Source organism: Microscilla marina ATCC 23134 (genome assembly GCF_000169175.1).
In the GTDB taxonomy this organism is placed as follows: Bacteria; Bacteroidota; Bacteroidia; order Cytophagales; family Microscillaceae; genus Microscilla; species Microscilla marina.
Genome location: NZ_AAWS01000004.1, coordinates 19,298 through 43,398, shown reverse-complemented (window position 1 = coordinate 43,398; position 24,101 = coordinate 19,298). Strand labels below are relative to the sequence as shown.

Here is a 24,101-nt window from a genome sequence, read left to right as displayed (position 1 = left end):
GAAGCTACAGCTTTGCTGTGCTCAGCTTCAGCTAATCCTATAAATCCTAAAATCACTTTAATCCTAGTATAGTTTTTTAGTCAAGAGTCGGGAGTCAGGAGCTTTATCAGACTTCCGATTATTTCAAAACATTTACACTAAATATTCAAAATTTTATGGCAGGAGTTCATAAGGAAATCTGGACGGGGGAAGTAATTCGCAAGTTCAGAAAGGATACTTCATTTATGAATCGCATTCCGGATCGCAGCGATCTGGTCAATAACAAAGTGATTCACCTCACCGAATTGGGAGCCGACCCCAAGGTGCTCATTAACAACAGTACTTACCCCATTGCTACGGTAAACGATGTAGACTCGGATGTGGCTATCAGCCTGGACAAGTTTGACACCGAAAACACCTCGGTGTCGGACGATACCTTGTACGCCATTTCGATCGATAAAATGGGCGAAACCACCACCAAACACACCGAATCAATGCGCGAGGCAACGGGCGACAAAGCCATTCACGCTTTTGCCCCGGCAATTAATACCGCGCGCACTCCGGTGATTGTTACCAGTGGCGAAGCCGTAAGCGAAGATGGGATTACCCGTAACCGCATGGTGCCTGGCGATGTGGCTCACCTTAAGCGACGCTGGGATGATAACAATGTACCCAAGCAAGGCCGAGAATTGATTCTTTCGCCTGCCCACATCCAGGATTTGATCACTACCCACGAAAGCTTTCGCGACCAATACGCAAACATTCGCGAGGGGCAACCCCTTCGTTTGTATGGCTTTATGATCGGCGAATATACCTCTTTGCCTTACTATGCCACCAGTGGCATCAAGAAAGCTTTTGGCAGTCTGTACAACCCTGGCACCGACCGCATTGCCAGCGTGGGTTTTGTAAACTCTGAGATGTTTAAGGCACGCGACCGGGAGGTAAAAATGTACTGGCAACGCTCTGAAAACAACCCTCGTTTGCGTCAGCACGAAGTGGGTTTCCGCCTGTACTTTGTGGCGTTGCCCAAAGCCAACCGTGCAGTAGGGGCAATTGTGGGGTAAAAATCAATTGTTATCACTGCGCTCATTGTTCCATTTTAAATGGTTTTATGGCTCTATGGTTTTATGGTTGGGCGAAGCCATTCTACTGCGTTTCGCGAACAATTCAACAACCCCAGCAATTCAACAATTTTTTTAAAAACTTAAACATGACACAAATCAAACAATACAACAAAGAAGAGCTTCGGGAAATGTTGCCCGAAGCCTTTAAACGCTATCACGAACGCCCAACTTTATTGGTGCTTTCGGATACCAACATTTTTGCCGATGACCCTGGAGGGCGAAGCCTGGCCGTCAAACACTCGCATAAGTTCCACGCCCGCATTTTTCGGTTTCAAAACCCCGAATATGCCGAAGGTCGCCAGGAACAAGCCTTTGGAGTGATAGAAGATGTAGAGGAAGAAGAAGCCACCCCTGGGGCAACAAAAGCTTCGGCGAAAGCCACCCCTAAAAAGACCGGGACAAGCAAGCTGCCACCAGAAAAAGAGGAGGAAGAAGAAGAAGGAGACATTGCTGAAAACCTTGCCCAGCAAGTAAAAGCAGATGAAAAGGCAGCCGAGGCTAAAAAAACGGCTACGACGGTACGCAAAAGTGGTACGGCTGGAGTGAAAGCAAAGAAGTAGAAATAGTCCAGAGTTGGGAGTTGGTAGACAGGAGTTTCTACAGCCTTAAGCTTTTAGCCATTAGCTTTTAGCTTGAGGCTGTTTTTTAAGCAGGTAACCAACTTTATAGCACGTTGATTTTTTTAGGTATAAAGTTCACAGGTTGAAGCTTCATCACTTTTGCACTACATTACTAACTATCGTCTCCCGACTCCCGACTCCCGACTACCAACTAAAAACTACCAACTATTGACTAACAAAACTAACACTATGAGTAATTTACCAGACGTTTCGATCAATTATCTGGATGGGCAACTCGGTGGGGCAGGCTTTAGCAACGACGGGGTGGCGGCAATGCTTCTTTCGGGCGTTGCCGTGCCCCTTTCCGGGGATACAGGGTTTGATTTGGGAGTGGTCATTGGTCCCTTTTTCGGGATCAAAGAGGTGCAGAAAAAAGGCATTACCGCCGAGTATGACACCAGTAATTCGCTGAAAGTATACGCCCATTGTGTAGATTTTTACCGTCAGGCGGGCGAAGGGGCAGAACTGTATTTGATGCTTGCCCCAAAAACGGTGACCATGGTAGAAATGCTGGACACCGCAGGCAACTATGCCCCTGATTTGCTCAATCAAAAGCAGGGCAACATCAAACTGTTGGGGGTGGGCAGGGTGCCCGATGTGGCTTATACGGCAAGCCCCAGCGAGGAACTTGACCCCGATGTGCTGGCAGCTTTGGCAAATGCCCAAATACTGATAAAAAACCAACAGACATTGCACCAACCTGTCCAGGTAATAGTAGAAGGGCGCGACTTTCAGGGCAACGCTTCAGCGGTGAGTAATCTACGCACTCAAACCGCCAACCGGGTGTCGGTGTGTTTGGGTTGGCACGACGACAGCTACGAAGGCAGTTGGTTGGGTTTGGTGCTGGGCAAGGTAGCCGGGGTACCTGTGCAACGCAATATTGGGCGGGTAAAAGACGGCGACTTGGGCATTCAGCAGGCGTATATTGTGACGGCTACCACGCCCAAAAAAACGGTAGAACAGTATGGGCAAGGCAACCTCAACTTGTTGCACCAACGCGGCTATATTGTACCACGGGCTTTTGCCAACCGAGCGGGTTATTACCTCAACGGCGACCCGGTGGCCATTGCGCTCACCACCGATTATAATAGCATTGGCCGAGGCAGGGTTGCCGACAAAGTCGCCCGCATTGCCTACAATGTGTATGTGCAGGAACTCTTGGACGATTTTCAGCTGGAACAAGGCAAGTTGCCTGTGGCAAAGGTGAAAGCGTTTGAGCAGGACATTAAAAAAGCCCTTGACTTGCAGATGACCAACAACGGGGAGGTGTCTTCGGTTGCTCCTTTGATTGACCCTGACCAGGACGTGATTGCCACTGCCGAGCTGAAAGTGAAAATTGACATTGAACCCGTGGGTATGGCGCAAAAAATCACCATTGATCTGGGATTTGTAAATCCTGAGTAAAATATGGTTGGATGGTTTCGCTACGCTCTATGGTTCAATGGTTGGGCAAAGCCGTGCAATACAACACCGCTACAATAAACAATTTTAAACATTTAAAAAATGGCGAATAACTCTTCACAACTCCCCTTTGAAATAGGCTGGGAAGATGTAACGATCACCCTGTTTGGACGAATTGTAGATGGCTTTCGCGGCTTTAAATACAAAGTATCTAAGAGCAAGGCAAACATTCACGGGCGGGGTAAAGACCCGATTGCCCGTGCCAAGGGAAAGAAAGAATACGAGGGCAGTATCAAGCTTTTGTTTCGGGAAGTGATTGCCTTAGAAAAAGCCGCCATCCAGAACGGTGGAGCCGACCTGACCGACCTCGATCCTTTTGATATTACCCTGGTATACGCCGAGAACGGGCTGGTAGTCACCCACATCCTGAATAATGTAGAAGTAACTGAGTATGAACTTACAATGGAACAAGGCGATGACTTTATGGAGGTAGAACTGCCCATTAGTATTGGGAAGATTAGCAGGCAGTAGGCAAGTAAGATGTAAAGGTGTTTTATTAACGTTATCACGACTGAGTATATAAGTTGATTGTATTTGAGACACAAACAATGATCTCATTGTCTCGGATGGTGTCTTCACCCCCCGACTACTAGCTGAATTATATTAGTAAAAAATGAGTCATGATAATGTCTGTTATTCAAAAAAAATTAAAATACCTTTACATATTAAATGTTGCTTTATGAATACTCATGCTAACAATCCCGATCTTAAGGAAAAGTTTTTACAACTACTACATTCACCCGATGAAGTCAATATAAAACTTGCTTTCGAAATGGGCAAAAGTATGCCTGAACTTGATTTACAACAGTACTTGAATGACTATTTGGTTTTATGGAGATGTTTTTTTGATAAAAACTTAAGGAGCCCTGTTAAAACCAGACATATTGCAGCACTTAATCAACCTAAGCTAGAAGTAATCTCCACTCGTTTAGATTACCTCCCAGCGCAAATCAAACACCTTCAAAATTTGCAAAATTTGGCTTTATTCGCTAATCAACTCAATCAATTGCCACCAGAAATAGGTGATTTACAAAACTTAAGGGACTTGTATATAGGTAACAACCAAGTAACAGCTTTACCATCAACAATAATTAAGTTGCAAAACCTGAAAGTGTTATCTGCCAGTCTTAATCAATTTCGTTACCTGCCTCAAGAAATCTTTGAGTTAAAAAAACTACGTACATTGCACTTACCCTATAATCAAATAGAGTCTTTACCAGCAGAGCTTGGAAAGTTAGAGGCACTTCAGGAATTAAACCTGAACCGGAATAACCTAACTTTCCTACCCATAGAAATTAAGCAATTACCTGCCTTGAAGTATTTAAATGTAGCTCAAAATCCTATTCCGCAAAAAGAACTAAATAAAATAAGTTCTTGGCTTCCTCATTGTACTATCCATATAAACTAAACCTCTATATATACCAGTTTTACTATAGGCTTTTGCTTTTATGCAATCCTACAAAAAACTCTGCCTAATACAAGCTCATTATTGTTTACTTTTCTCTCAAAAAATAATAATGAACCAAGAAACCAATACTATAGAGCACTTTATCCATCAAGAACAAAAGTACCGTACCACCCCACCCACTGTAGAAGAAGAAGCACAGTGGAAGGCTACCTTTGGCGAAGTACTGGTGGCCAACGATGGCGAGGAACACAAACTTTGGTTGCGCCGCCCCGATTTGCCCATTATGCGGGTGGCCATTGCCCAGTTTCGCAAAGGCAAAACCACCATTGATTTTGAAGATTTACTTTTCAAAAGCTGTTGGCTGGCGGGCAATGAAGCCTGGCTTGTGAACGAAGATTTGTATGAAGCTGCCCTGAATGAGTTTGAGCCCTGGGTAGAAATACCCGATGCCGAAACCCGTTTCCTGGCAGACGAAAACCTCTACGAACTTAAGGTCAAGGGCTTTGTGGGTAAGGTGGCAAAACCTAGCCGCAAACAACGCAAACAAGCCGAAAAACGCAACACCGCCAACAAACCTTTTGGCACTGAAATGCACTTGCTGGAAATGATTTGGCAGGAAGGCGACCTGAACGAGCTCCGCCAGGACGACTTTGCCTATATGGGCGTACTTGCTGCAATTCAGGAACTTAAAACCCGGAAAATAGTTGAGCTGGTAAAAAAGTAGCCGAGTACCGCATCAAAGGCGAAAAAGTGGACATGGAGCAATGGGAAGCTATCCACGAGGGCTTTTTGCGGTACTATTTTTCCCTGAGCAGCACCGAGATAGATTCGCTTTCAGACGACGAGTTTGCCCGGCAAATTGCCCTGTTGGAATACATTAGAGACGAAGAACGCAAGCAAACCGCAGTGAATGTGAGTCAGTCGGGAGCTTCTACAGCCATTAGCTTTTAGCTTAAGGCTGTTCTTCAAGAAGCCACTAATTTTATAACTACTACTATTGCAAATTTAATAATCGCATAAGCTAAAAAACTTCTATCTACCGATTTTATAAGACGCTAAAAATCAGCGTTCTACAAAATTAGCAAGTTGCTTGTAGAGCAGCCTCAAACTTGAAGCACCGATATACATCGGTATCTAAGGACTTGTCGCTAAAAGCTTGAGGCTATAGAAGCTACCGACTCCTAACTACCGACTAAATGACCTACGACTTAAACCAATTGTACCAAAGAGCCTTCGGGCGTTTTATCGTGTACCCAGGATTAACTAAGCCAGGCAAGCTGGTAGAAAGCTATACTCCTTCGGCACTTTTGGGCAAGGGTAAAAAACAAAGCTTGTTGAGCACCCCTATTATGATGCCGCTCAAGCTGGATGATTATGCTTTTCCTTTGGAGCCGCTCATTGAGGTAAGTACCTCTAAGTCCATTGTGATCAACCAAATGGTGAATGCCGAAACCAATGTACTGGAGGATATGGGGCTGGACAATTTTAAACTTACCATCCGGGGCTTTTTGGTAAGTGAGCAGCCAGGCAGTGCTCCGCTGGATGAACTACGCAAACTAATGAAACTGATAAAAAAACGCAGCAGCCTCAAGGTAAACAATGAACTCCTGAGCGCCTTTGGCATTCGGGAGCTTGCCATCTTGTCGGCGCGCTTTGGCGACCCCGAAGGGGGCATTGAGTTTAAGCCTTACACGCTGGAATGTATTTCAGACGAGGCAGTGGAGTTGAGGCTCAATCAAGATAAAGCGGCTCCTTTTACTGATACCAGTCAGCTTCCTGAAGATTCAAGATAAATAGTCCACAGCGTTCAGTCAATAGTTGGTAGCTGTGGTGTACGTATAAACTACTAGTAATATACTGAAAACCAATAGTATAAACACCATTTTTATTTATGAGACACGCCAGCCTCTTTAGTGGTATGGGCGGCTTCGATTTGGCTGCCGAAAGGATGGGCTGGGTTAATGTTTTCACCGTAGAAAACAACCCCTTTTGTCAAACCATTCTCCGCCACTATTGGCCAGACACCACCCACTATGAAGACATCAGACAAACCAACTTTACCCCCCACTACGGACAAATCGACCTCCTTACCGGAGGGTTTCCCTGCCAGCCATTCAGCCAGGCCGGAAAACGCAGAGGAATTAACGACGACCGTTACCTCTGGCCAGAAATGCTTCGCGCTATACGAGAAATCAGACCCACTTGGGTGCTGGGTGAAAATGTTGCTGGAATCGCCTCGATGGTACTCCAGCCGCGTGTTACTCACCTGGAAAGCGGGGCCAATGCTGAGGGCGAAACAATACACCGAACAATGGAAGCCGAAGCCGTTATCCACCGAATATGTGAAGACTTCGAAGCACTCGGCTATAGCGTCCAACCGATGGTTATTCCGGCTTGTGCCATCGAAGCGCCCCACCGAAGAGACCGGGTCTGGTTTTTGGCCTACACCCACCGTAGTGCAGCGCGATCATCCCGAACGGGTGGCACGCCTCAAGGAAATGGGAGCCAAAACCATGACGAGCCGAATGGCAGGCGAGCTACGCCCCAACAGTATACTAGACTATGCCATGTTTCATTCGCTGCTGCCCACCCCCACTACCCAGGAACCAGGCAGCCTCTGTACCCTTACCCCCAACGGCAGACGGCAGAGCAAAGATGGCAAGAACAGCTACAGTTTGAACCTGGGCAGAATGGCAGCAATGAAACTGTTGTCCGTTGCCAACCTAAATGGAGATATACCTACCCTGCCCCAAGGCAAGACTACAGGTTCCGCCCCAATTGGCAAACTCAATCCCCGGTTTGTGGCGGAGATGATGGGTTTCCCGCCCCTGTGGACGGAATTACCATTCCTCGCCTCCGAAACGAGTCGATCAAAGGCTACGGAAACGCGGTAGTGGTGCCGCTGGCCATAGAGATTTTTCGGGGGATTGAGGGGGTGGAGAATACATTGTAATAAATAAAAACACCCTATGAGCTCTCTGAGTAGCTGATGGGGTGTTTGCATTTTGTGAATTTGTTTGCCAATCGTGTACTTTCAAAGCAAAAGCCACTCATACAACCCCAAATAAGGCTATTCTCTTCTTTACAAATCAACAAAACCTACGCCTGACATATTATGGTACAAAAAGGCTTCAATTTTATGCCTCGATGAGTTATTTTTGAACTCTTAACCCTTTTTCCTTTCCACAAAAGACCTTCATCCTTGTCCAACTATCCCTTTAATGGCGATATTTGCCTCTATATTTATTTTTTTTATTAAAAAATGTCCAAATCACTTGTATGATTTGGGTATGTATATCAAGAAAGCTTTCACTTAAATCCGAATTTATAAATTCAATTTCCATGCGATTAATCCAAAAACAATTGCCTTTGCTGTTGGCAGCCTTATTTTTATTCACTGTTGGTTGTAAGAAAAAAGAGGAAGACCCTCAACAACCTGCCCAGACGAGCCTGAGTACTTTTATTCCTACTTCGGTAGATTTTACATCGGTCACCCTCAAGGGAAGCATTTTGACGGTAGGGGATGGAGGCATTACCGACCACGGTTTTGTCTGGGGTGAAACAGCCAGTCCTGACCTCAACTCGGCGGGCAAGCATTCGCTGGGAGCAAAAACCGAAGCAGGGGCATTTGAGCACGCCGTGACTGGTCTTACTGAGGGCAAAACCTACCACGTGCGCGCCTACGCCACCGATGCTCAAGGAACGGTGTATGGCGAAGACAAATCTTTTACCACTACCAACAGCCCCACCATTACTGAGTTTACCCCCACCGAAGCTGGCCAAGGCGATACCATCACTATCAAGGGTACCAACTTTAACGCCACCACCGCCGAAACAAGCATTAAATTTGGCACTACCGCCGCTACTACCATACTGAGCGTAAGCGAAACTGAAATAAAAGTAGTGGTACCTGCTGGGGTAACCGAAGGCGCTAATAAAATCACTGCCAGTATCAAGGGATTGGACGCTGCTTCTACCACTGATTTTACTTATTTGTTGGGTACTTGGACACAGAAAAAGGATTTTCAGGGAGGTGCCAGGATCACTGGTATTAGTTTTAGTATAGGCACAAAGGGGTATATTGGCTTAGGAAGATCAGCTTCTGGGTTTTCCAGTACTTTAGATGATTTATGGGAGTATGACCCCGCTAATGACACTTGGACTCAAAAAGCCAATTATCCTGGTGGAAAAAGATCGGCAGCAGTATCTTTTGTTATTCAGAATATTGCTTTTGTCGGTTTGGGAAGGGATGAGACTTCAACTGATAAAAATGACTTTTGGCAGTACAAGCCTGCTGATAACACTTGGGCTCAGTTTACTGATTTTGGGGGTACATCATCTTATCCCAATCAAGTAGGTTTTTCTGTTGGAGGCAAAGGTTATGTAGCTAAGACAAACTCTACCGATTTGTGGGAGGTTGATTTAGGTGTTTGGACAAAGAAGAATGCCTTACCAACGTCTAAAATTCAAGAAACTTTTGTGGTTGGTAATGTTGCTTATATATTTTCAACAGATAATAAGCTGTGGAAGTATGATGCAACGAATGATTCTTGGACATCTCTTAAAGATTTTACTGGTAAGTTTTTTAACAAAGGTGTTGTGGCAAATGGTAAGGTATACTTTGGAGATAACGGGACGAGTAACTATGTAATTTGGGAGTATAACCCTACTAATGATGTTTGGAATAAGAAAAGGGGCTTAGATGGTCTAGTTAGTAAACCCAGTTATTCTGAGTTTTTTAGTATAAATGATAAAGTTTATATAAGAGTAGGCGATTTTACTGGTAAGACTTTTTGGGAATTTGACCCTACCAAATAAATGAAAATATTGAGAAGCAAGAAGCCAGCATTTGTCGCTGGCTTCTGTTTTTTCTTTTTGATCAAACGATACAACGATTACCTATTTTAATCCATCTATCATGAAATTTACAATTACGACATTCAGGCACTTTATCACCTTTTTTTTACTCTCCGTGGGCATTCAGTTCACTGCCCAAGCCCAAATTGCGGGCAATATTACCGTTACTAATTCCGGCATAGGTGCCTCTGAATCTTATACTATAGTGTTCAATGGAGAAAATAAGCTACCCGGAGTTTCTAAAGGGCATTTCTACCCTGACCCTTTGGTGCAAGACGGAGGGTGTGAGTATACTGCCGAAGTAACCACCCTTTCCGATTACGATGCTGGAGTACTTTATGATCAAACTGTAGTACCGCTCAATACCAATGAGTGTAGCAACCGGGTATTTGCTTTTAGGTGGACGCCTCAATTAATGCATGAGCCCGAAATTGATAACAACACGGTGTGTTCAGGGAGCAGTTTTACCTTGGACTTAGATATGGGAGACAATGATAAGATTGACCAATATCACTGGCAACAATCTACCGATGGCGGAGCTACTTGGGTAGATGCTGCCCATACCAGCGGAGGGACAGCTTATACGACTACGCCCTCTTTGGTGATCAATGCGCCAACGGTGGTGAGTGCACAAAATATCCTTTACCGGGCAAGGGGTTTCCGTTATGGTAAGTTGGTGGCTCCCGCTGGACCTGCTTTGCCTGTGTATGTTTCTCAAGCAGCCCCTGACTCTTACGCTAGTGCTCAAAGTGCGACTTGGGTGCCTACTGAAACGATTCCACTTAAGATCAATGGAGTGACTGTGGGGGCAATCAATGTTACTCACAGCACTTGTGCTAGTGTAGGCAATGGTAAAATTAATGTAACTTTTAATCAAAATGTAGTAGGTAATTATTATTATAGTTTAGCCGATGGTAACTTTGTTGTATATAGTGTGCCAGGAGGGAATCAACCAGTTTTTAATTCTTCTGATTTGCCTAGTAGTTCATGGCCAACTTCTGTACAGAATATTGCAAATCCATCTTCTAATGAGTTTTTTAATGGTTTGGTTTCAAGAGACTATACCCTGGCAATAGAAAATGTAATTGGAGGTCAACGCTATTGTTTTGAAAAATACCTTATCAATATCAAATCCCCCGCTCCAGTTACCTTGACTGAACAAACCACCCAAAGACGCGACCCCAGTTGCATTGGCGCGGCTGATGGGCAAATTGTACTCACCGCAGGTGGGGGAGCTGCTGCGCAATCCAGTGATTATGAATACACCTTGCTCAAATACCGCAACGGTGCTTTGGTAGAAACCCGCCCCAACCTGTCAACGGGCAGCCATACCTTTGGTGGGCTCGATGCGGCAGACTACCATTTTGAAATTAGAGAATCAGGTTGCGGAGCCAACACTTTGGTTACTTTGCCCAACCCTGGGTCCATTACCTTATCCAATCCGCCTACTACGGTGGCTACTTCTGCTGTAGCAAGCCCCATTGTGTGCGAAGGAGGCACGGGTAGTATCGGAGTGAGTTTTACCCAAGGCAACGAGAGTGGTACCTATACTATAGAAGCCTACAAAGACGGGGCAAGCACTGCCCACGCCACCGCTAACGGCATTACCCATGCTTCGGGAGGACACACTTTTACTGGCTTGCCCGCAGGCAGTTACACCTTTGCCCTCCGTCATTCGTGCAGTAGTGGAGGCAACTACGACATTACCACTCCTCAAACCTTGACCAACTTGGTCCCCGTGGCGGGTACCTTGGCGGGGATCAAACAAACGGGCAGTACTCACACCATTTCCTGTAAAGGTGGCAGCGATGGAAGACTGGGTGTTAAAGTAACCACAGGCAACGCCATCGCTCCCAATACCGCTTATACTTTGGTACTCAAACAAGGAGGAGTGGTGGTCAATGCTCCTACTTTTATAGGTTTTGGTACCACTTCACTTACCGGGGTCACCGTAGGCGACTCAGTAGTATTCACCGGACTTACCGAAGGGGCGTACAGCGTAGAAATCAGCCAAAACAATTGCCCCCAACCTGCCAAGGTCTTGGGCAGTGTGACCCTCACCGCCCCGGAAACTTTGACGGCAACGATTACCCCAGTACTCCGTTTTGCTACCTACCACGTCACCTGTGCCGATGGTGAAGACGGACAAATCAGGGTGGAAAATGTGACGGGAGGCAACGGCAGTTACAGCATAGAACTCAACGAAAACGGCTCCAAGATAGCCACCCAAACGGGTACTTCGGCTTTGTTTACGGGTTTACGCCCGGTAAACTTCCAGGGGGGAAGCATCAATTACAGCATTCGGGTAGTAGACAGTAAAACTTGCGAATATATCAGTCTTCCCATTCAACTACAGGCACCCTCCGTGCTCACTACCACGCTTACTCCTGAGCGGGTCACTTGTAAAGGTGAAAGCAACGGAAGCATTGCTGCTACCATTGGTGGTGGAGTCAAGCCCTACACCATTCAATGGCTAGACGGGACGGGCACCCCCATTACCGGAGAAATTACTTTGGGAGCGACTGAAGGCACGGCTACTTTGGATAACCGCCCGGCGGGTGCCTACACGCTCCGGGTAAAAGACAGCAAAGGTTGCCACAATTTTGTGACCGGGGGCTGGTATGAAACAACTACCACCATAGACGAACCTGCGGTGGCTTTTGCCTTTGAGGTCGCTTCTTTTACAGTAGATTCAGTGTCTTGTCACGGGGGCAACGATGGTCGTTTGAGCCTGGCGGTAGCCGGGGGCTGGGGTGGCTATACCTATTCCAAAGACGGCACTAACTTCCAGGCATCAGCGGCTTTTAGTGGCTTTGCCGCAGGAGATCACACCCTGTACGCCCGTGACGGTGAAAACTGTACAATCAGCACCACCGTCACCATTAAAGAACCATTGCCGCTTACGCTGACTCAGCAGCAAATTACCCACGTCAGTTGTCAGGGAGGCTACAACGGGGAATATATTTTTGAAGCCAAAGGGGGCAACGATGCGGGCACCCAGCCTTATACCATCTTAGTCAATGGGGCACCCTATGCCGAAACCGACTGGTACGATTGGACAAGCCAAGGCAAGATTGCCTTGCGGGGTTTGGCAGCGGGGAGTTATACCATAAAGGCGACTGATCACAAGGGTTGCCAGCAAACCTTGAGTTTTACCATTACTGAACCCGCTCAGCTGGAAGCCAACATTACGAGTATCACCACGGCTACCTGTGGTTTGCCCAACGGCAGCGCAACGGTGGTAGCGACCGGAGGCACGATGCCTTATAGTTACACCTGGAAAAAATACGAAGCAACCTTGGGCACCTTAAAAACCTGGAGTACTTCGGCAAGCCTGACGAATGCCGAAGGAGGCGCCTATGAAATGATTGTAACCGATGCCTTGGGTTGTTCGGTGACCCAGGTGGTGCAGTTATCCAACGCCGATGCTGCTACGGTGACCAACCAAAACATTGTCCCGGTGAGCTGTGCCGAAGCCAAAGATGGCAAGGCTACTTTCAGCGTTTCGGGTGACTTTCCTATCCAGGTGAGCTGGGTCAATAGCAGCGAAACCGGGCAGATTGCCTGGCAAGACGCGACTACCCTAGAGCTCAGTGGTCTAGCCAAGGGTTACCACGATTTTCAGACCCAGGACGCCAAGGGTTGTATCCGTTTCGAGCGGGTGCTGGTGCCGGGTCCCGAACCTTTGCTCATTACCCGTCAAACGAGCGGGGACCCTACTTGCCACAACGGAACCAATGGCGGTTTAGCAATTGCCATCAGCGGAGGTACCGAACCTTACCAAATTGCCTGGGACCAGGGGCTAACTGCGGGAGCCACTTCTTTTAACAACCTAGGTGCGGGCACCTACACCGTAGTAGTGACCGATGCTCAGGGTTGTACTCGACAGGCAGCTTTTGTGCTCCAAAATCCCCTGCCAATCAGCGTAGACCTGGGGATAGGCAGCACGGTATGCGCCGGGCAAAGTGTGACCTTAAAACCGACCATTCCGGCGGGCAACACCATTGCCACCTACGCCTGGACTTCGGCGAGTGGCAACTTTAGCAGCAGCGAGCCCCAGGTGACCGTAAACACGGCGGATACCTATTTCCTGACCGTGACTACCACCGCAGGTTGCAGTGGCAGCGGCGAGTACAAGTTGGCAAACTCGGCGAACGCTTTCGAAGCTGATTTTCTAATGCCTTCCGATGCGGTGGTAGGCGATACGGTGGTGCTCATTGAGATTTGCCGCCCGGCACCTACCACTCTGTTTTGGGACATCGAGGGGCTCGATCAAGACGTGTTTTTGTTGGAAAGTACCGTGACCAACCCTAAGCAAAATTTACTTGTTCCCAAAGAAGGAACTTACACGGTGCGTTTGTATGCCTCGCTAGGGGGTTGCCAAGACGTGTTCGAACGCCAGGTAACGGTGGTGAAACCCGAAGGGAAGCGTTTTGCCCAGTCAGGCAAAGCAGGTCAAAAGATTACTGCCCAGGTATCACCCAACCCGGTGACTGGTGGCAAGGTAAATATTGGGGTCTCTTTGGCGCAAGCTGCCCCAGTATCGGTAGAGATTTTCAATATTTCTTCGGGCAACCGTTGGCGTTACCCGCAACCGATCAAAGGCAGTGGAAAAACCGACTACCATTGGTCACTCCGCATTCCCGAAATGACCCAGGGGGTCTACGTGGTGAGGGTGCAAACCCCCACCAGCCAGAAAATGCTGAAGGTGGTGGTGAAGTAAAGAGTAACTAATTTTTACTGTGTCAGCTTGAACGAATAGTAAGTTGGGGTTTTACTCCTTGAATACAGTTGCTTCTTCTTGCTTTTTTCTTGGCAGCCGATACAGTTAAAAAAAGCTTGTGGTCAAGGTTACAGGCTTTTTTTTGAAGCTAAAATCAGTGATGAAAACACTTCCCAAAACCTGAGTGTTTCCAAAATATTGTTTATTTTAGGTCTTATGGAAGATAAAGAATGGACTTATCCTTTTGACAAACCCTATAGTTGGGACTGGCGCGATGAGCAATGGTACGTGCGTTACCTGGAGCTGAAGGCCTACAAAAAAATATACGGAGACTGTAGAGTACCCGTTGGATGGGCGAAAAACAAAGCCTTGGGAAATTGGGTATCTGCTCAACGAATCAATAAGATGAGAATGGTTTCGTGGCGAAAAGAGTTGTTGAACAAGTTGGGGTTTACCTGGCAAGTGCAGAAGCAGGTAATTTCAGCAAAATACAGTCATCTGTCCAAAAAAGAGGGGGGTTGGATGACAACTTTTGACAAGCTGTCGGCTTATTTTAAAAAAACAGGGCATATTACGGCAAGCCGTCAAACTCCAGAAGGGATAAAGCTAAGTTGTTGGGAGAGCAAACAACGCGGGCGCCGTAAACAGGGCAAGCTATCTAAAAAACGTATTGAATTACTGGATAGCATCGGATTCTCCTGGTCATTAAAAGAAAAATGGTCAAGCTTGCCTGTATATGATGACTTATGGAATGATAGATTTGCTGAGCTAAAGGCATTTCAGACCAAGCATGGGCATTGTAACCCTTCTTCAGAAATCAAGGAAACTAAAACTTTAGCACATTGGGTTCTTTCCCAGAGAGAGAGGTTTAAAGGAGGGAAGATTTTGCCCCATCGCAAGGTTCTTCTTGATGGGCTTGGTTTTGAGTGGTCAAGGGAAGACAAAGCCAGGGCTTCGGTGGTTAGAGACAAACGTTGGCTTGAAAGGTTTGAGGCACTCAAAGCCTTTTATGCGGAACATGGGCATTTTAGGGTACCCAGAACTAGTCAGGAACTTTCTGTCTTGTGTACCTGGTTAGTTACCCAAAGGCATTACTATAGAAAAGGCCTGGCAAGCCAACAACATATAGAGTTACTCAACAGCATTGGCTTTGATTGGGAAAGTAAAGAAACTGAGAAAGGTTGGCTAAAGATGCTGGAAAAACTTAAGGCTTTTCATACTGAACATGGACATTTTCGGGTACCTCATAGTTCAGAGGAGTTAAAAGAGCTCGCAGATTGGGCTACTACACAAAGGCATCGTCTTAGAAAAAACAAGCTGGATTCAGACAAAGTAAATCTTCTTCAGGAGATTGGAGTGAGTCCAAATGATGGAGCTGAGGCAAAATTATTAGACGAGGAAAATCGTTGGACAAAACGATTTAATGAGCTCAAGGAATTTAAGAGCATAGAGGGGCATTTTCAAGTACCTACAGACAAACCAGTATTGAGAAATTGGGTAGGTACGCAAAGAGCGCTCTTAAAAAAAGGAAAGCTTAAACCAAACCGGAAAGCGTTGCTTGACCATATTGATTTTGCTTGGTCATATAAAGGAAAAACCCCTGTATTAGAACAGGCGTGGGAAGTAAGGTTTAAACAGTTGAAGGCATTTAAGGCTGAACATGGGCATTTCAATATTCCTAAAAGAGATTCAGTATTGGGCAGTTTAAACGTCTGGGCAGCTTACCAAAGGGCTTGTTTCAAAAAGGGGACCTTGTCTAAAGGTCGAATAAACTTGCTTAACAGCATTGGTTTTGTCTGGAATTTTCCAAAAACTAAGAAAATCAACTAAACCTTACCCCGACAGTTTCAAGGGCAAATTGTGAGCGTAAACCTACTTAAAATGACTATCTTTGAACAAGTAATGCCTGCCTTTCCATATTTTTCAAAATGTTTTTTGTTAAAACTGTCCAAAACCACCACTGAGATGGGTATATCTAATCGATAGCCTTTCAGTCAATAGCCAAGATAAAGAAAAGGCTAACAACTAAAGTTCGATAGAGCCTAAAAGTCAGGAACAAAAAAGCTAATGGCTAAAGCTCAAAACCAACTACTTAAACCAAACCAAGGTAATGCGCATCCATTTATTCAAGTGCCTCCTGATTGTGGGAGCTTTGCTTTTAGGAGCCAGCGGTCACACCACTGCTCAACGAAACTATAGCGTCAAGTTAATCGCCACAGTCAGTCCGCCTCATAGCCCCTTTTTACACTCCTATAGCTATTCTAGCGCCCTTACCCTGCATCTTATATTAAATGGGGTCACCTCGTATTCTGGTTATTTACGTATCAAATTGGAAAGTATGGATGGGAGGGGAATTGTCATTCAAACCAGGGCTAACTATTTGCCCTTGCTCGATTTGGGACCTAGCCAAACAATGAATGGCTCAGATTTGGCGGATTACTTCGATGTAAACAATTTAGATTTTCAGGGGTATTCTCGGCAACAGTATTTAAAGACGAAAAGAATCCCTGATGGTATTTACAAGCTATCCTTCTCATTTGTAGATCGTTACCGCCCTGCTGTGTCGGTGTCCAATGTAGATATTTTATCGGAGAAAACACTAAGGGTATTTGCTTTGCAGCCACCCATTCTGAATTTTCCGCTAATGATGAGTCAGACCAATCGAAGCAATCAAAGCTTAAAACCCATTCCGATCAGTTGGACAAGACCCGCCAACACTCCTTTCAATCCTGAGTATGAGTTAGTATTGAATGAGCTACGCCCCAATTGTCAAAACCAATATAGTGACTTGAACACAAATAACCAAGCCGCCAGCCGAATATCTCAAGGCGAAATATTCAATTGTCTGGGTCCCGAAATATTTCGTGCCAGCACAACTAGCCTGACTTACAACTATGGCATGCAAGCCGAACCTGCCCTGGGCTTGGGCAAATGGTACGCCATTCGCATCCAAGCGCGAGATCCCCAAGGCAGAACTTTGTTTATCAACGATGGAGTGAGCCAGATTCGGGTATTTCGTTATGGCAAACCCTGCCCCATCCCGATTCGCTTAAAGGCAACTGCCCTCAATCCCTACCAGGTACAACTCGACTGGGATGCCTTGCCCGACCACACGGGTTATACCGTACACTTCAAACGCGAAGGCGACGCCTATAAATGGTACACCCAACGTGCCCTCTCTAACCGCACCCAAATCAACGATATGGAACCTGGAGTATCCTATTCGTTCAAACTTACCGCCAACTGCAACGCCTTTGGCAGCGAAGAAACCGCCACCGTAGATTTTAGAATGCCCACTCCCAAGCCTACCGGAGTACAATGCGGCAAACCCCTGGTGGTAGACCTCAGCAATCAAACTCCGATCTCAAATTTGCGAGTAGGCGACAAGATCATGGCGGCTGACTTTGAATTTACCCTGGTAGAAGTCAAACCTTTGGGGGGAGGTTGGTTTGCGGGCAGAGCCTACACCCACATCAAGTTTTTTCAGGGAGCCAGGGTTTTTGCCCGCTTCGACCGCATCAAGATCAACACCGACAAACGCCTCATCGATGGGGAATTGACCACCACTGGGGCGGGCACTCAAATCATACCCGACGAGTGGCGCGACCAATACCTGAGCTTTACGGGCGAAATCAACAATTTATTTGACGAGATAGAAAGAGGGCTGGACAAGATAGACCAGGCAATGGGCAAAATAGACCAGGTACTCAAAAAAGTAGAACAGTGGGTAAAAAACTACAATGGTCCCGATAAAGCCGAGCTACTGGAAACCATCCAGATTGGTAAAAAGGCGATTGAGGATGGGAAGAAAGACTGGAAGGATGGGAAGTTAACTGAAGCGGCAAAAAAACTCAAGGATGGTAGTGGGAAGGTGTTGGGTGCCGCGGCTAAAATGGTGAAAAATACGTTGGAGAAGTTATTGAGAGATTTGAAGGATTTGTTGAAGGAGGCACTCGATGCCTTGCGAGGGAGAAGCAAAGCAGAGAAGGAAAAACTAGCCGCCCAAAAGAAAGAAGACTGGCTGGCTTACCAAAAACTAAGGGCAGAAGTAGTCATAGAAGACCAAGGTTTTAGGATCAAGGTAAACGGCACTGACAGCACTCTGGCACCCTCTGGACAAACTACTGGCACTGAGGTAAACAATGACTTGTTTCCTGAAACCACCCACGTGGCAATAAGCCAAACCAAGAAAGCCAAAGCCTTTGACGAAAAAGTAAATACGCTGCTAGTGGTGTACCAAAAGTTTGATTTTGAAAAGCTTCGATTCGATCAAATTCTGGTTTATATCAATGACCCTGGCAAATTTGGAACACTGTTGGAAAAAGTAAAGAAAAGTATGGAGAGCTTGGGCGAAGAACTGTTGGAAGACTTGTCACAAAACAAGCTAAAGTTGGTCAAAGCCAAGATAGAGACTGAAGTAAACAAGATCATTGATGATTTAGTAAAAGAGATTTACGAGAAGGAATCAAAGAAATAAACCAACGATATTTTAAGCATATATACATACCATGCATTCATTCAAACAACAACTTCATCGGGTACTCCTCCTTTTTGTTTTATCAAGCATCTGGGCAAGCACTATAGCCTGGGCAAACGACCGCGATTCGTTGCAAAAAGCCCACATTGAAGCTTCGGTCAAACTAATTAATCGGGCAGTTACCCACAACACCCTCAAAGCACGGACTGTCGCTTCTAACTATTTGATTGACCGCTTAAACTATGTAAGTGAGGACACCAAAACCAAGATAGAGCAACTGCAAGACTTGCTGAAAAAGCAAACGGGCAAAGCGCTGTATGTGATCATTACCCGCAGCCCCGATATGGTAGAAGAGCCCAACGCCGCCACCCGGTTTAATCAGGAAACCAAAGACTTTACAGAAAAGGTGTACGCCCAATCGATGTTGGACGAAAACACGGTATTGCTCACGATCAATTTTGTGAAGTCGATCAAAGGCAAAAAGGTGGGCATCAAAACCAGTTATCTGCAAAGTACCGGACTTTCCGTAGGTGGTAGTTTGGCGCAACACAAAATTACGGCGAATGATTTCAGGGCTGACTTGCAAAACAAGGCGACAAATGTCAACACCAAAGATGACTATGCGCGGGCACTGATATACCGGGTACATCAGTCGTTGGGCAATTTTGCCAAAGAGGTTGCCCTGGATAACCCCAGTTCTGAGCTGATAGCGAAGTATGAGGAGGTACTGGGGGTGGGCAATACCGGACAAACTGGGGCTTGGGCGAGTGCCAGGGTCATTGAAGTATCTGATAATGAATTAGTGGCAAATCTTGCGCTTACCCAAGAAACCTATGACGGGGTAATGACTCCCTCTGGCAAGGCCATTAGTGTAAGCAATATGCAAAAAAAATCTTTGCAGTTTTGGTTAAGCTGCAACGGTAGTCTCAAAGGGTTTATTGGCAAGAATGGCAAAAAGTATGTGGCACTTATCAGACCTGCCAATGGGACAAGCTGTGGTAGTGGTGCCGAGTTTTTAGGCTATTATCTGAAAGGACTGGCAGCTCAGCACGTCAAGTTGTCGGAACAAAACCCAGCAAAGTACCCTGTCTGGGTAAAAACAGGAAGTAAAGCCAGACTCAATCCTGCATTATTTAAACCCGAAAACTGGTTTCCTACTCAAAACATTATCTTAGAGAAAAATAAGCGCCTGAGAGCCCGTAAATACAGAAAACCCTACTTGAACTCGGCCTACATCAACTCGGCTGATATGAGTGGCTTTTGGAGTTTGCTAAAAGACTTGCAAGTAGTAAAAACGGTTTGTTATGAAGACATTTACTGGAACAACGTGCTTGCCACCCCAAGTAATCGCAGCAATATCAAGGGAGCGATAAACCCCCATCACTTTGACGTACAGAACAGCCGAACCACTGTCAAGCAAACAGGTTGTGATTTTGATAAGCTGTTGGCAAGTGCCCAAAATACTCAGCCTCGCTTAGCGGCTGGCTGGGGCATGTTGCTCTACTTTAAATATGTCAAAACCGCTGGCATACACAAGGCAAAACTGATTAAGTTTGCTAACCTGCTTACTACCACCATTGGCAAAAATGAAAATCTCAACCTGGTAAACTTTGAGCAAAAGTTTGACAACACCGGAGCTCACCATTTGGGCGGCAGTGCTTATCATATCATTCAGGAAATACTCAAAGAAGGTTATACAAGCGAAACCGAACTCAGAAGAAAGTATACTACCCTTCCGGGTAAAATAAGAGGTGCTTATTCGGGTAAAATGTATACTGTGTGGGCAACTAAGACCAAAAAAATCCCCCAAGGTTATAATCGCTATGCAAAGGACTACACAGGCAAGTCGCCAAAGTATCAATACAGCATACAGGATTTGATTGTGCGCCACCAATACATTGCGAATAACCACACCATACTCAGCCCTAACATCATCAAAGCAGAAAAAGCGGGCAAAGCCTTTCCCTTATCCAGCCCCGAGGTAAAAGAACAATATAAAGCCTTGTTTGGTACCAATTCGGCAATTTTTGCCTGGGCAAAATATGCGGCTGGTTCGGCAGGAGCAGTCAAAGACGAATTTTGTTTCTATTTAAGAGGCTTTGCCGATGCGGTAACGTCACTTATTGATAGCATAGAAATAAAACCCCATTACTGGAACCCTTTGTGTGTAAAAACAAAGGTGGGTGATTGTAAAGCTTGCCAATATGCTTACGCTCCTGCTTTTAAAAATATGTTTGGGATGATTGAAGACCAAAGGCTTCGCACCAAATTACAGGAAGATTTTGCTTTTTTTGCCGGGGTATACAATGGTATGCTGGGGCAGCTGAAGGGCTTTACCCAGATGATTTCCCTGATTTCGGGGTATTTTAGCGATCCCAAAATACGTAATCAGATGGCGCAAGCGATGAACAAGCTCAGGAAAAAGGGAGTTTGGAAGCTCGTAAAAGAAGAGTATAGCAAAGCCACTTGCAACAATTTTGTTACCAACTATACCCAAGGCAAGGTGTTGGTAGACCTGCTGTCTATTTATGTAGGGGCTCCTAAAACAATCAATGGTTTTATTGAGTTTACGGGCAAACAACTGGATAACCTGACTACCAAAATAGCCCCCACCCTCACCAAGCTCAACCTGGTGACCAAAAAATTGAGTAATAAGGCGATTAAATTAGTGAAAGAAAGTGGGGTTTTTAAAATTAAAAAAGCAGATAAAACCCTTGCCCAATTAAACTCTGAAGGTAAGCTGGAAGTAACCAGGGCTTTGCGTACCCAACCTGCTGGAGACCTGGCAGCATTGAGGGCACGAGGGGAGGCTACCCAACCCATAGCAGCTCGTTTGCCCGATGGCACAGAGATGAACATTGTGATTTATAAGCAACGCACCAATGCAGGCGAAGAGTTGGTGCACTGCCAACCCAATGGCAAGCGCACTTGTTTTGTGGCAGGCACCTTGATACTCACCCGCACGGGCTACAAAAAAATAGAAGACATCAAAGTAGGTGATTGGGTGTGGAGCTATCATGAGCAAACGGGCAAACAAGAGTTGAAACAGGTGACCCAAACCTTTATAAGACAAACTGAGCGCTTGGTATACCTTTATGTAGGCAACGAACTCATTCAAACTACCGCTGAGCATCCCTTTTATCTGGAGGGCAAATGGGTAAAGGCAGGCAACCTGAGCCAGGGTGACAGTTTGCACTTGTTCCGTTCACGCAGGTTGGCACTGGATAGTATTGCCAAGGTAGATACCAGTGCTAAAGTGTACAATTTTTCGGTCACCAAACACCATAATTACTTTGTGGGCAAAGCAGGGGTGTTGGTGCATAATGCTAATGGGTATGATGATTTGCTTGCCCGCACCAACAGTCAACCACTCAAAGATAAAATCAATGCCTTGGGCAATGACAAGGCGAAGTTTTTAGATGACTTTAAGGATGTAGATGCTGTTTTGGCTAAATTTGAGGCAAAGCCTGAGTTGGTGGAGGGGTGGAGGGTGTTGTATGATGCAAAAGTAGCTGATGCAATAAGAACTGAACCCAGGTGGATGAGAAAAGTAATAGACAATTTGGATGAAATTGAACAAGCAGGTGGATATGCAAAATGGATGAAAATTGGAGGAAGGCTTGACAAAATTCATATAATGAATGGAGATGGTTTGGATGTGGGTAGGTTGTTTTTGAATAATGGAGGAAATACTACAAGTAGAATTTATTCTTTTAAAACACATAAAGGATTTCGTCCCAAAGTAGTATCAAAAAATATGGGCACTGCTTATGTAAAAGATGGAGTTTTACATTTGAATTTCAATGTTCCACAGGCAGTAAAAGACTTAAAAGTAAAAGGTTTAGGTACTAAAATGTTTGATGATGCTTTTAAAAACTTAGAAAAGCATTTTATAAAATTTGAGGCACGTTGGACAAAAAATATTGAACTATATAAAGATTATGGAGGATATTCTCAGAATTTGAAATCTTACTTGGAAAATTTTGCTAAAAGCGGCGATAAAGTTGAAGCAGCACGAAGTACCTTTACAGGTAAAATAGCAGAAAGACATGGGTATAAAGTTGTAAGTGTAAATGACTTGGATAAGACAGATGTGAGAGTGATTTTTGAAAAATTAGACTAAATAAGCATGAACACAGAAAAGCAAATACAAATCGATTCTAATGTGACATTACCTTATGAGGGACCCTCAGGTTCAAGTTCAACTGAGTACTTTAAAATGCTCCATCAAATACTTGTTAGTATTACCAATGTTGAAGAGCCTCTGGAAAAAGATTCAATTCTAGAAAAAGAAAAAGTGTCTCAATTCAAAAATGCTGTTGAAAAGAAATTAAAAGCCTTATTAGATAATAGACCTATTATACCCCCTGAAGAAATAAATCCAGCAATTATACCCCACCAAATGACAATTTTTGGGGAAACAATCTATGGTGTAAGTGATTATGATCATCTTATGGGAGCTTTTGCATACTTGTTAGAGTTTATTAAAAAAGTAGTAATTGCCAAGGGCAAACTACATTTTTTAATAAGTCAAACAACTTGGATGGACGGGACAATACTTGGAATAATTAAGAGAAATGAAAAAATAACATTAACAGAGGTTTATGGACAATCTTTAACCAAGTTGTATGAAAAGGAAGCTATTGAACAAGTTCAAAAACGCATTAAAAGATTGATTGACAGTGGTTTGATATATCAATCAGAAGAAAATAAGAAAATTTATTTTTTACCAACAACAAAAGGTTTAAGAGTAAGTTTATAGATTTCCCCCCCCCACCTGGCGCAAGTTTAGCGAAGCGTAACTTGTGCCTATCTTTTGAATGCGTCTCGCATTCCTGTTTTGGAAAAACAGTCTTATTAAAACATTGATTATTAGAAAGTTAAAGCCAAGCCATTGTACTTGGTTTTGTTATTTTAAGAAGCCAATTGTTGTTCAAAAAATTCTTTGAACTTCTTTTTAGTCAAGAAAGCATCAATCATTTTGAAGACTACATTTTTTTCGTCTTCATCCAGCAAAGCAATCAATTTTACCTTTTCAGTGAGGCTTTTATCTCCTATAGTTATTTCTTCAGGTACATTCCCGTCAAAATTAACAAGCTCATCACTCGTACAGGCTACAAAAAAATAGAGGACATCCGAGTGGGCGATTGGGTATGGAGCCATAATGAAAAAACAGGTAGGCAAGAATTGAAGCGGGTAACCAAAGTGTTTGTAAGGCAGACCCAAAAACTTATAAATTTATATTTTGGCAACGAAATTATTCAAACTACGCCTGACCACCCATTTTATCTGGCGGGCAAATGGGTAAAGTCAGGCAATTTGAGCCAGGGTGACAGTTTACACTTGTTCCGTTCACGCAGGTTGGCATTGGATAGTCTGGTCAAGGTAGATACCAATGCCAGGGTTTACAATTTTTCGGTCGCCAAGCACCACAACTATTTTGTTGGGAAGG

16 protein-coding genes and 1 pseudogene are annotated in these 24,101 nt (G+C 45.0%); 16 read left to right on the top strand and 1 reads right to left on the bottom strand.

What is annotated here, in order from left to right:
• Positions 1-155: 155 nt before the first annotated feature.
• From M23134_RS04105 to M23134_RS04035, 15 genes are all read left to right on the top strand, one after another.
• Positions 156-1,043: a hypothetical protein gene (locus M23134_RS04105; protein ID WP_002694117.1), complete on the top strand. Its 888-nt coding sequence runs from the start codon at positions 156-158 to the stop codon at positions 1,041-1,043.
• Positions 1,044-1,189: 146 nt separating this feature from the next.
• Positions 1,190-1,663, top strand: a complete 474-nt coding sequence (locus M23134_RS04100; protein WP_002694116.1) for a hypothetical protein — start codon at positions 1,190-1,192, stop codon at positions 1,661-1,663.
• Between the two features lie 249 nt (positions 1,664-1,912).
• Positions 1,913-3,127 (top strand): DUF2586 family protein, encoded by a 1,215-nt coding sequence (locus M23134_RS04095; RefSeq protein WP_002694115.1) that lies wholly within the window; start codon positions 1,913-1,915, stop codon positions 3,125-3,127.
• 99 nt (positions 3,128-3,226) lie between these two features.
• Positions 3,227-3,655 carry a hypothetical protein gene (locus M23134_RS04090; RefSeq protein WP_002694114.1) on the top strand — a complete coding sequence of 143 codons (429 nt, stop codon included), beginning with the start codon at positions 3,227-3,229 and terminating at the stop codon, positions 3,653-3,655.
• 208 nt (positions 3,656-3,863) lie between these two features.
• Positions 3,864-4,592, top strand: coding sequence for a leucine-rich repeat domain-containing protein (locus tag M23134_RS04085; protein ID WP_002694112.1), 729 nt, complete (start codon positions 3,864-3,866; stop codon positions 4,590-4,592).
• A 109-nt stretch (positions 4,593-4,701) separates the two neighbouring features.
• Complete coding sequence (locus M23134_RS04080; protein WP_002694110.1) at positions 4,702-5,316, top strand: hypothetical protein; 615 nt, start codon at positions 4,702-4,704, stop codon at positions 5,314-5,316.
• A gap of 32 nt (positions 5,317-5,348) precedes the next feature.
• Positions 5,349-5,543, top strand: a complete 195-nt coding sequence (locus M23134_RS04075; RefSeq protein WP_002694109.1) for a hypothetical protein — start codon at positions 5,349-5,351, stop codon at positions 5,541-5,543.
• A gap of 245 nt (positions 5,544-5,788) precedes the next feature.
• A complete protein-coding gene (locus M23134_RS04070) occupies positions 5,789-6,385 on the top strand; it encodes a DUF6046 domain-containing protein (RefSeq protein WP_002694108.1) in 597 nt (198 codons plus the stop codon).
• Between the two features lie 98 nt (positions 6,386-6,483).
• A complete protein-coding gene (locus tag M23134_RS04065; RefSeq protein WP_002694107.1) occupies positions 6,484-7,545 on the top strand; it encodes a DNA cytosine methyltransferase in 1,062 nt (353 codons plus the stop codon).
• A 389-nt stretch (positions 7,546-7,934) separates the two neighbouring features.
• Positions 7,935-9,410: an IPT/TIG domain-containing protein gene (locus M23134_RS04060; RefSeq protein WP_002694105.1), complete on the top strand. Its 1,476-nt coding sequence runs from the start codon at positions 7,935-7,937 to the stop codon at positions 9,408-9,410.
• A gap of 100 nt (positions 9,411-9,510) precedes the next feature.
• The gene (locus tag M23134_RS04055; RefSeq protein WP_045112980.1) at positions 9,511-14,172 is read left to right on the top strand and encodes a T9SS type A sorting domain-containing protein; all 4,662 of its coding nucleotides are present in this window, start codon (positions 9,511-9,513) and stop codon (positions 14,170-14,172) included.
• Positions 14,173-14,388: 216 nt separating this feature from the next.
• Positions 14,389-16,002 carry a helicase associated domain-containing protein gene (locus M23134_RS04050; protein ID WP_157558328.1) on the top strand — a complete coding sequence of 538 codons (1,614 nt, stop codon included), beginning with the start codon at positions 14,389-14,391 and terminating at the stop codon, positions 16,000-16,002.
• Positions 16,003-16,282: 280 nt separating this feature from the next.
• A complete protein-coding gene (locus M23134_RS04045; protein ID WP_002694100.1) occupies positions 16,283-18,649 on the top strand; it encodes a fibronectin type III domain-containing protein in 2,367 nt (788 codons plus the stop codon).
• A 31-nt stretch (positions 18,650-18,680) separates the two neighbouring features.
• Positions 18,681-22,772 carry a polymorphic toxin-type HINT domain-containing protein gene (locus tag M23134_RS37505; RefSeq protein ID WP_002694099.1) on the top strand — a complete coding sequence of 1,364 codons (4,092 nt, stop codon included), beginning with the start codon at positions 18,681-18,683 and terminating at the stop codon, positions 22,770-22,772.
• Positions 22,773-22,778: 6 nt separating this feature from the next.
• Complete coding sequence (locus tag M23134_RS04035) at positions 22,779-23,411, top strand: hypothetical protein (protein ID WP_045112978.1); 633 nt, start codon at positions 22,779-22,781, stop codon at positions 23,409-23,411.
• Positions 23,412-23,563: 152 nt separating this feature from the next.
• On the opposite strand, the gene M23134_RS42020 is transcribed toward M23134_RS04035, so the two are convergent.
• Positions 23,564-23,812, bottom strand: coding sequence for a transcriptional regulator (locus tag M23134_RS42020; RefSeq protein WP_232296771.1), 249 nt, complete (start codon positions 23,810-23,812; stop codon positions 23,564-23,566).
• On the opposite strand from M23134_RS42020, the pseudogene M23134_RS42015 reads away from it, so the two are divergent.
• Positions 23,789-24,091: pseudogene (locus M23134_RS42015) on the top strand (polymorphic toxin-type HINT domain-containing protein); the annotation flags it as partial. The gene M23134_RS42020 and the pseudogene M23134_RS42015 sit on opposite strands and share 24 nt — an antisense overlap.
• Between the last annotated feature and the right edge of the window lie 10 nt (positions 24,092-24,101).

Bases quoted from the DNA above. Each gene is read 5' to 3' on its own strand.
- M23134_RS04105 (WP_002694117.1), top strand. From the start codon at position 156: ATGGCAGGAGTTCATAAGGAAATCTGGACGGGGGAAGTAATTCGCAAG.
- M23134_RS04100 (WP_002694116.1), top strand. From the start codon at position 1,190: ATGACACAAATCAAACAATACAACAAAGAAGAGCTTCGGGAAATGTTG.
- M23134_RS04095 (WP_002694115.1), top strand. From the start codon at position 1,913: ATGAGTAATTTACCAGACGTTTCGATCAATTATCTGGATGGGCAACTC.
- M23134_RS04090 (WP_002694114.1), top strand. From the start codon at position 3,227: ATGGCGAATAACTCTTCACAACTCCCCTTTGAAATAGGCTGGGAAGAT.
- M23134_RS04085 (WP_002694112.1), top strand. From the start codon at position 3,864: ATGAATACTCATGCTAACAATCCCGATCTTAAGGAAAAGTTTTTACAA.
- M23134_RS04080 (WP_002694110.1), top strand. From the start codon at position 4,702: ATGAACCAAGAAACCAATACTATAGAGCACTTTATCCATCAAGAACAA.
- M23134_RS04075 (WP_002694109.1), top strand. From the start codon at position 5,349: ATGGAGCAATGGGAAGCTATCCACGAGGGCTTTTTGCGGTACTATTTT.
- M23134_RS04070 (WP_002694108.1), top strand. From the start codon at position 5,789: ATGACCTACGACTTAAACCAATTGTACCAAAGAGCCTTCGGGCGTTTT.
- M23134_RS04065 (WP_002694107.1), top strand. From the start codon at position 6,484: ATGAGACACGCCAGCCTCTTTAGTGGTATGGGCGGCTTCGATTTGGCT.
- M23134_RS04060 (WP_002694105.1), top strand. From the start codon at position 7,935: ATGCGATTAATCCAAAAACAATTGCCTTTGCTGTTGGCAGCCTTATTT.
- M23134_RS04055 (WP_045112980.1), top strand. From the start codon at position 9,511: ATGAAATTTACAATTACGACATTCAGGCACTTTATCACCTTTTTTTTA.
- M23134_RS04050 (WP_157558328.1), top strand. From the start codon at position 14,389: ATGGAAGATAAAGAATGGACTTATCCTTTTGACAAACCCTATAGTTGG.
- M23134_RS04045 (WP_002694100.1), top strand. From the start codon at position 16,283: ATGCGCATCCATTTATTCAAGTGCCTCCTGATTGTGGGAGCTTTGCTT.
- M23134_RS37505 (WP_002694099.1), top strand. From the start codon at position 18,681: ATGCATTCATTCAAACAACAACTTCATCGGGTACTCCTCCTTTTTGTT.
- M23134_RS04035 (WP_045112978.1), top strand. From the start codon at position 22,779: ATGAACACAGAAAAGCAAATACAAATCGATTCTAATGTGACATTACCT.
- M23134_RS42020 (WP_232296771.1), bottom strand. From the start codon at position 23,812: ATGGCTCCATACCCAATCGCCCACTCGGATGTCCTCTATTTTTTTGTA.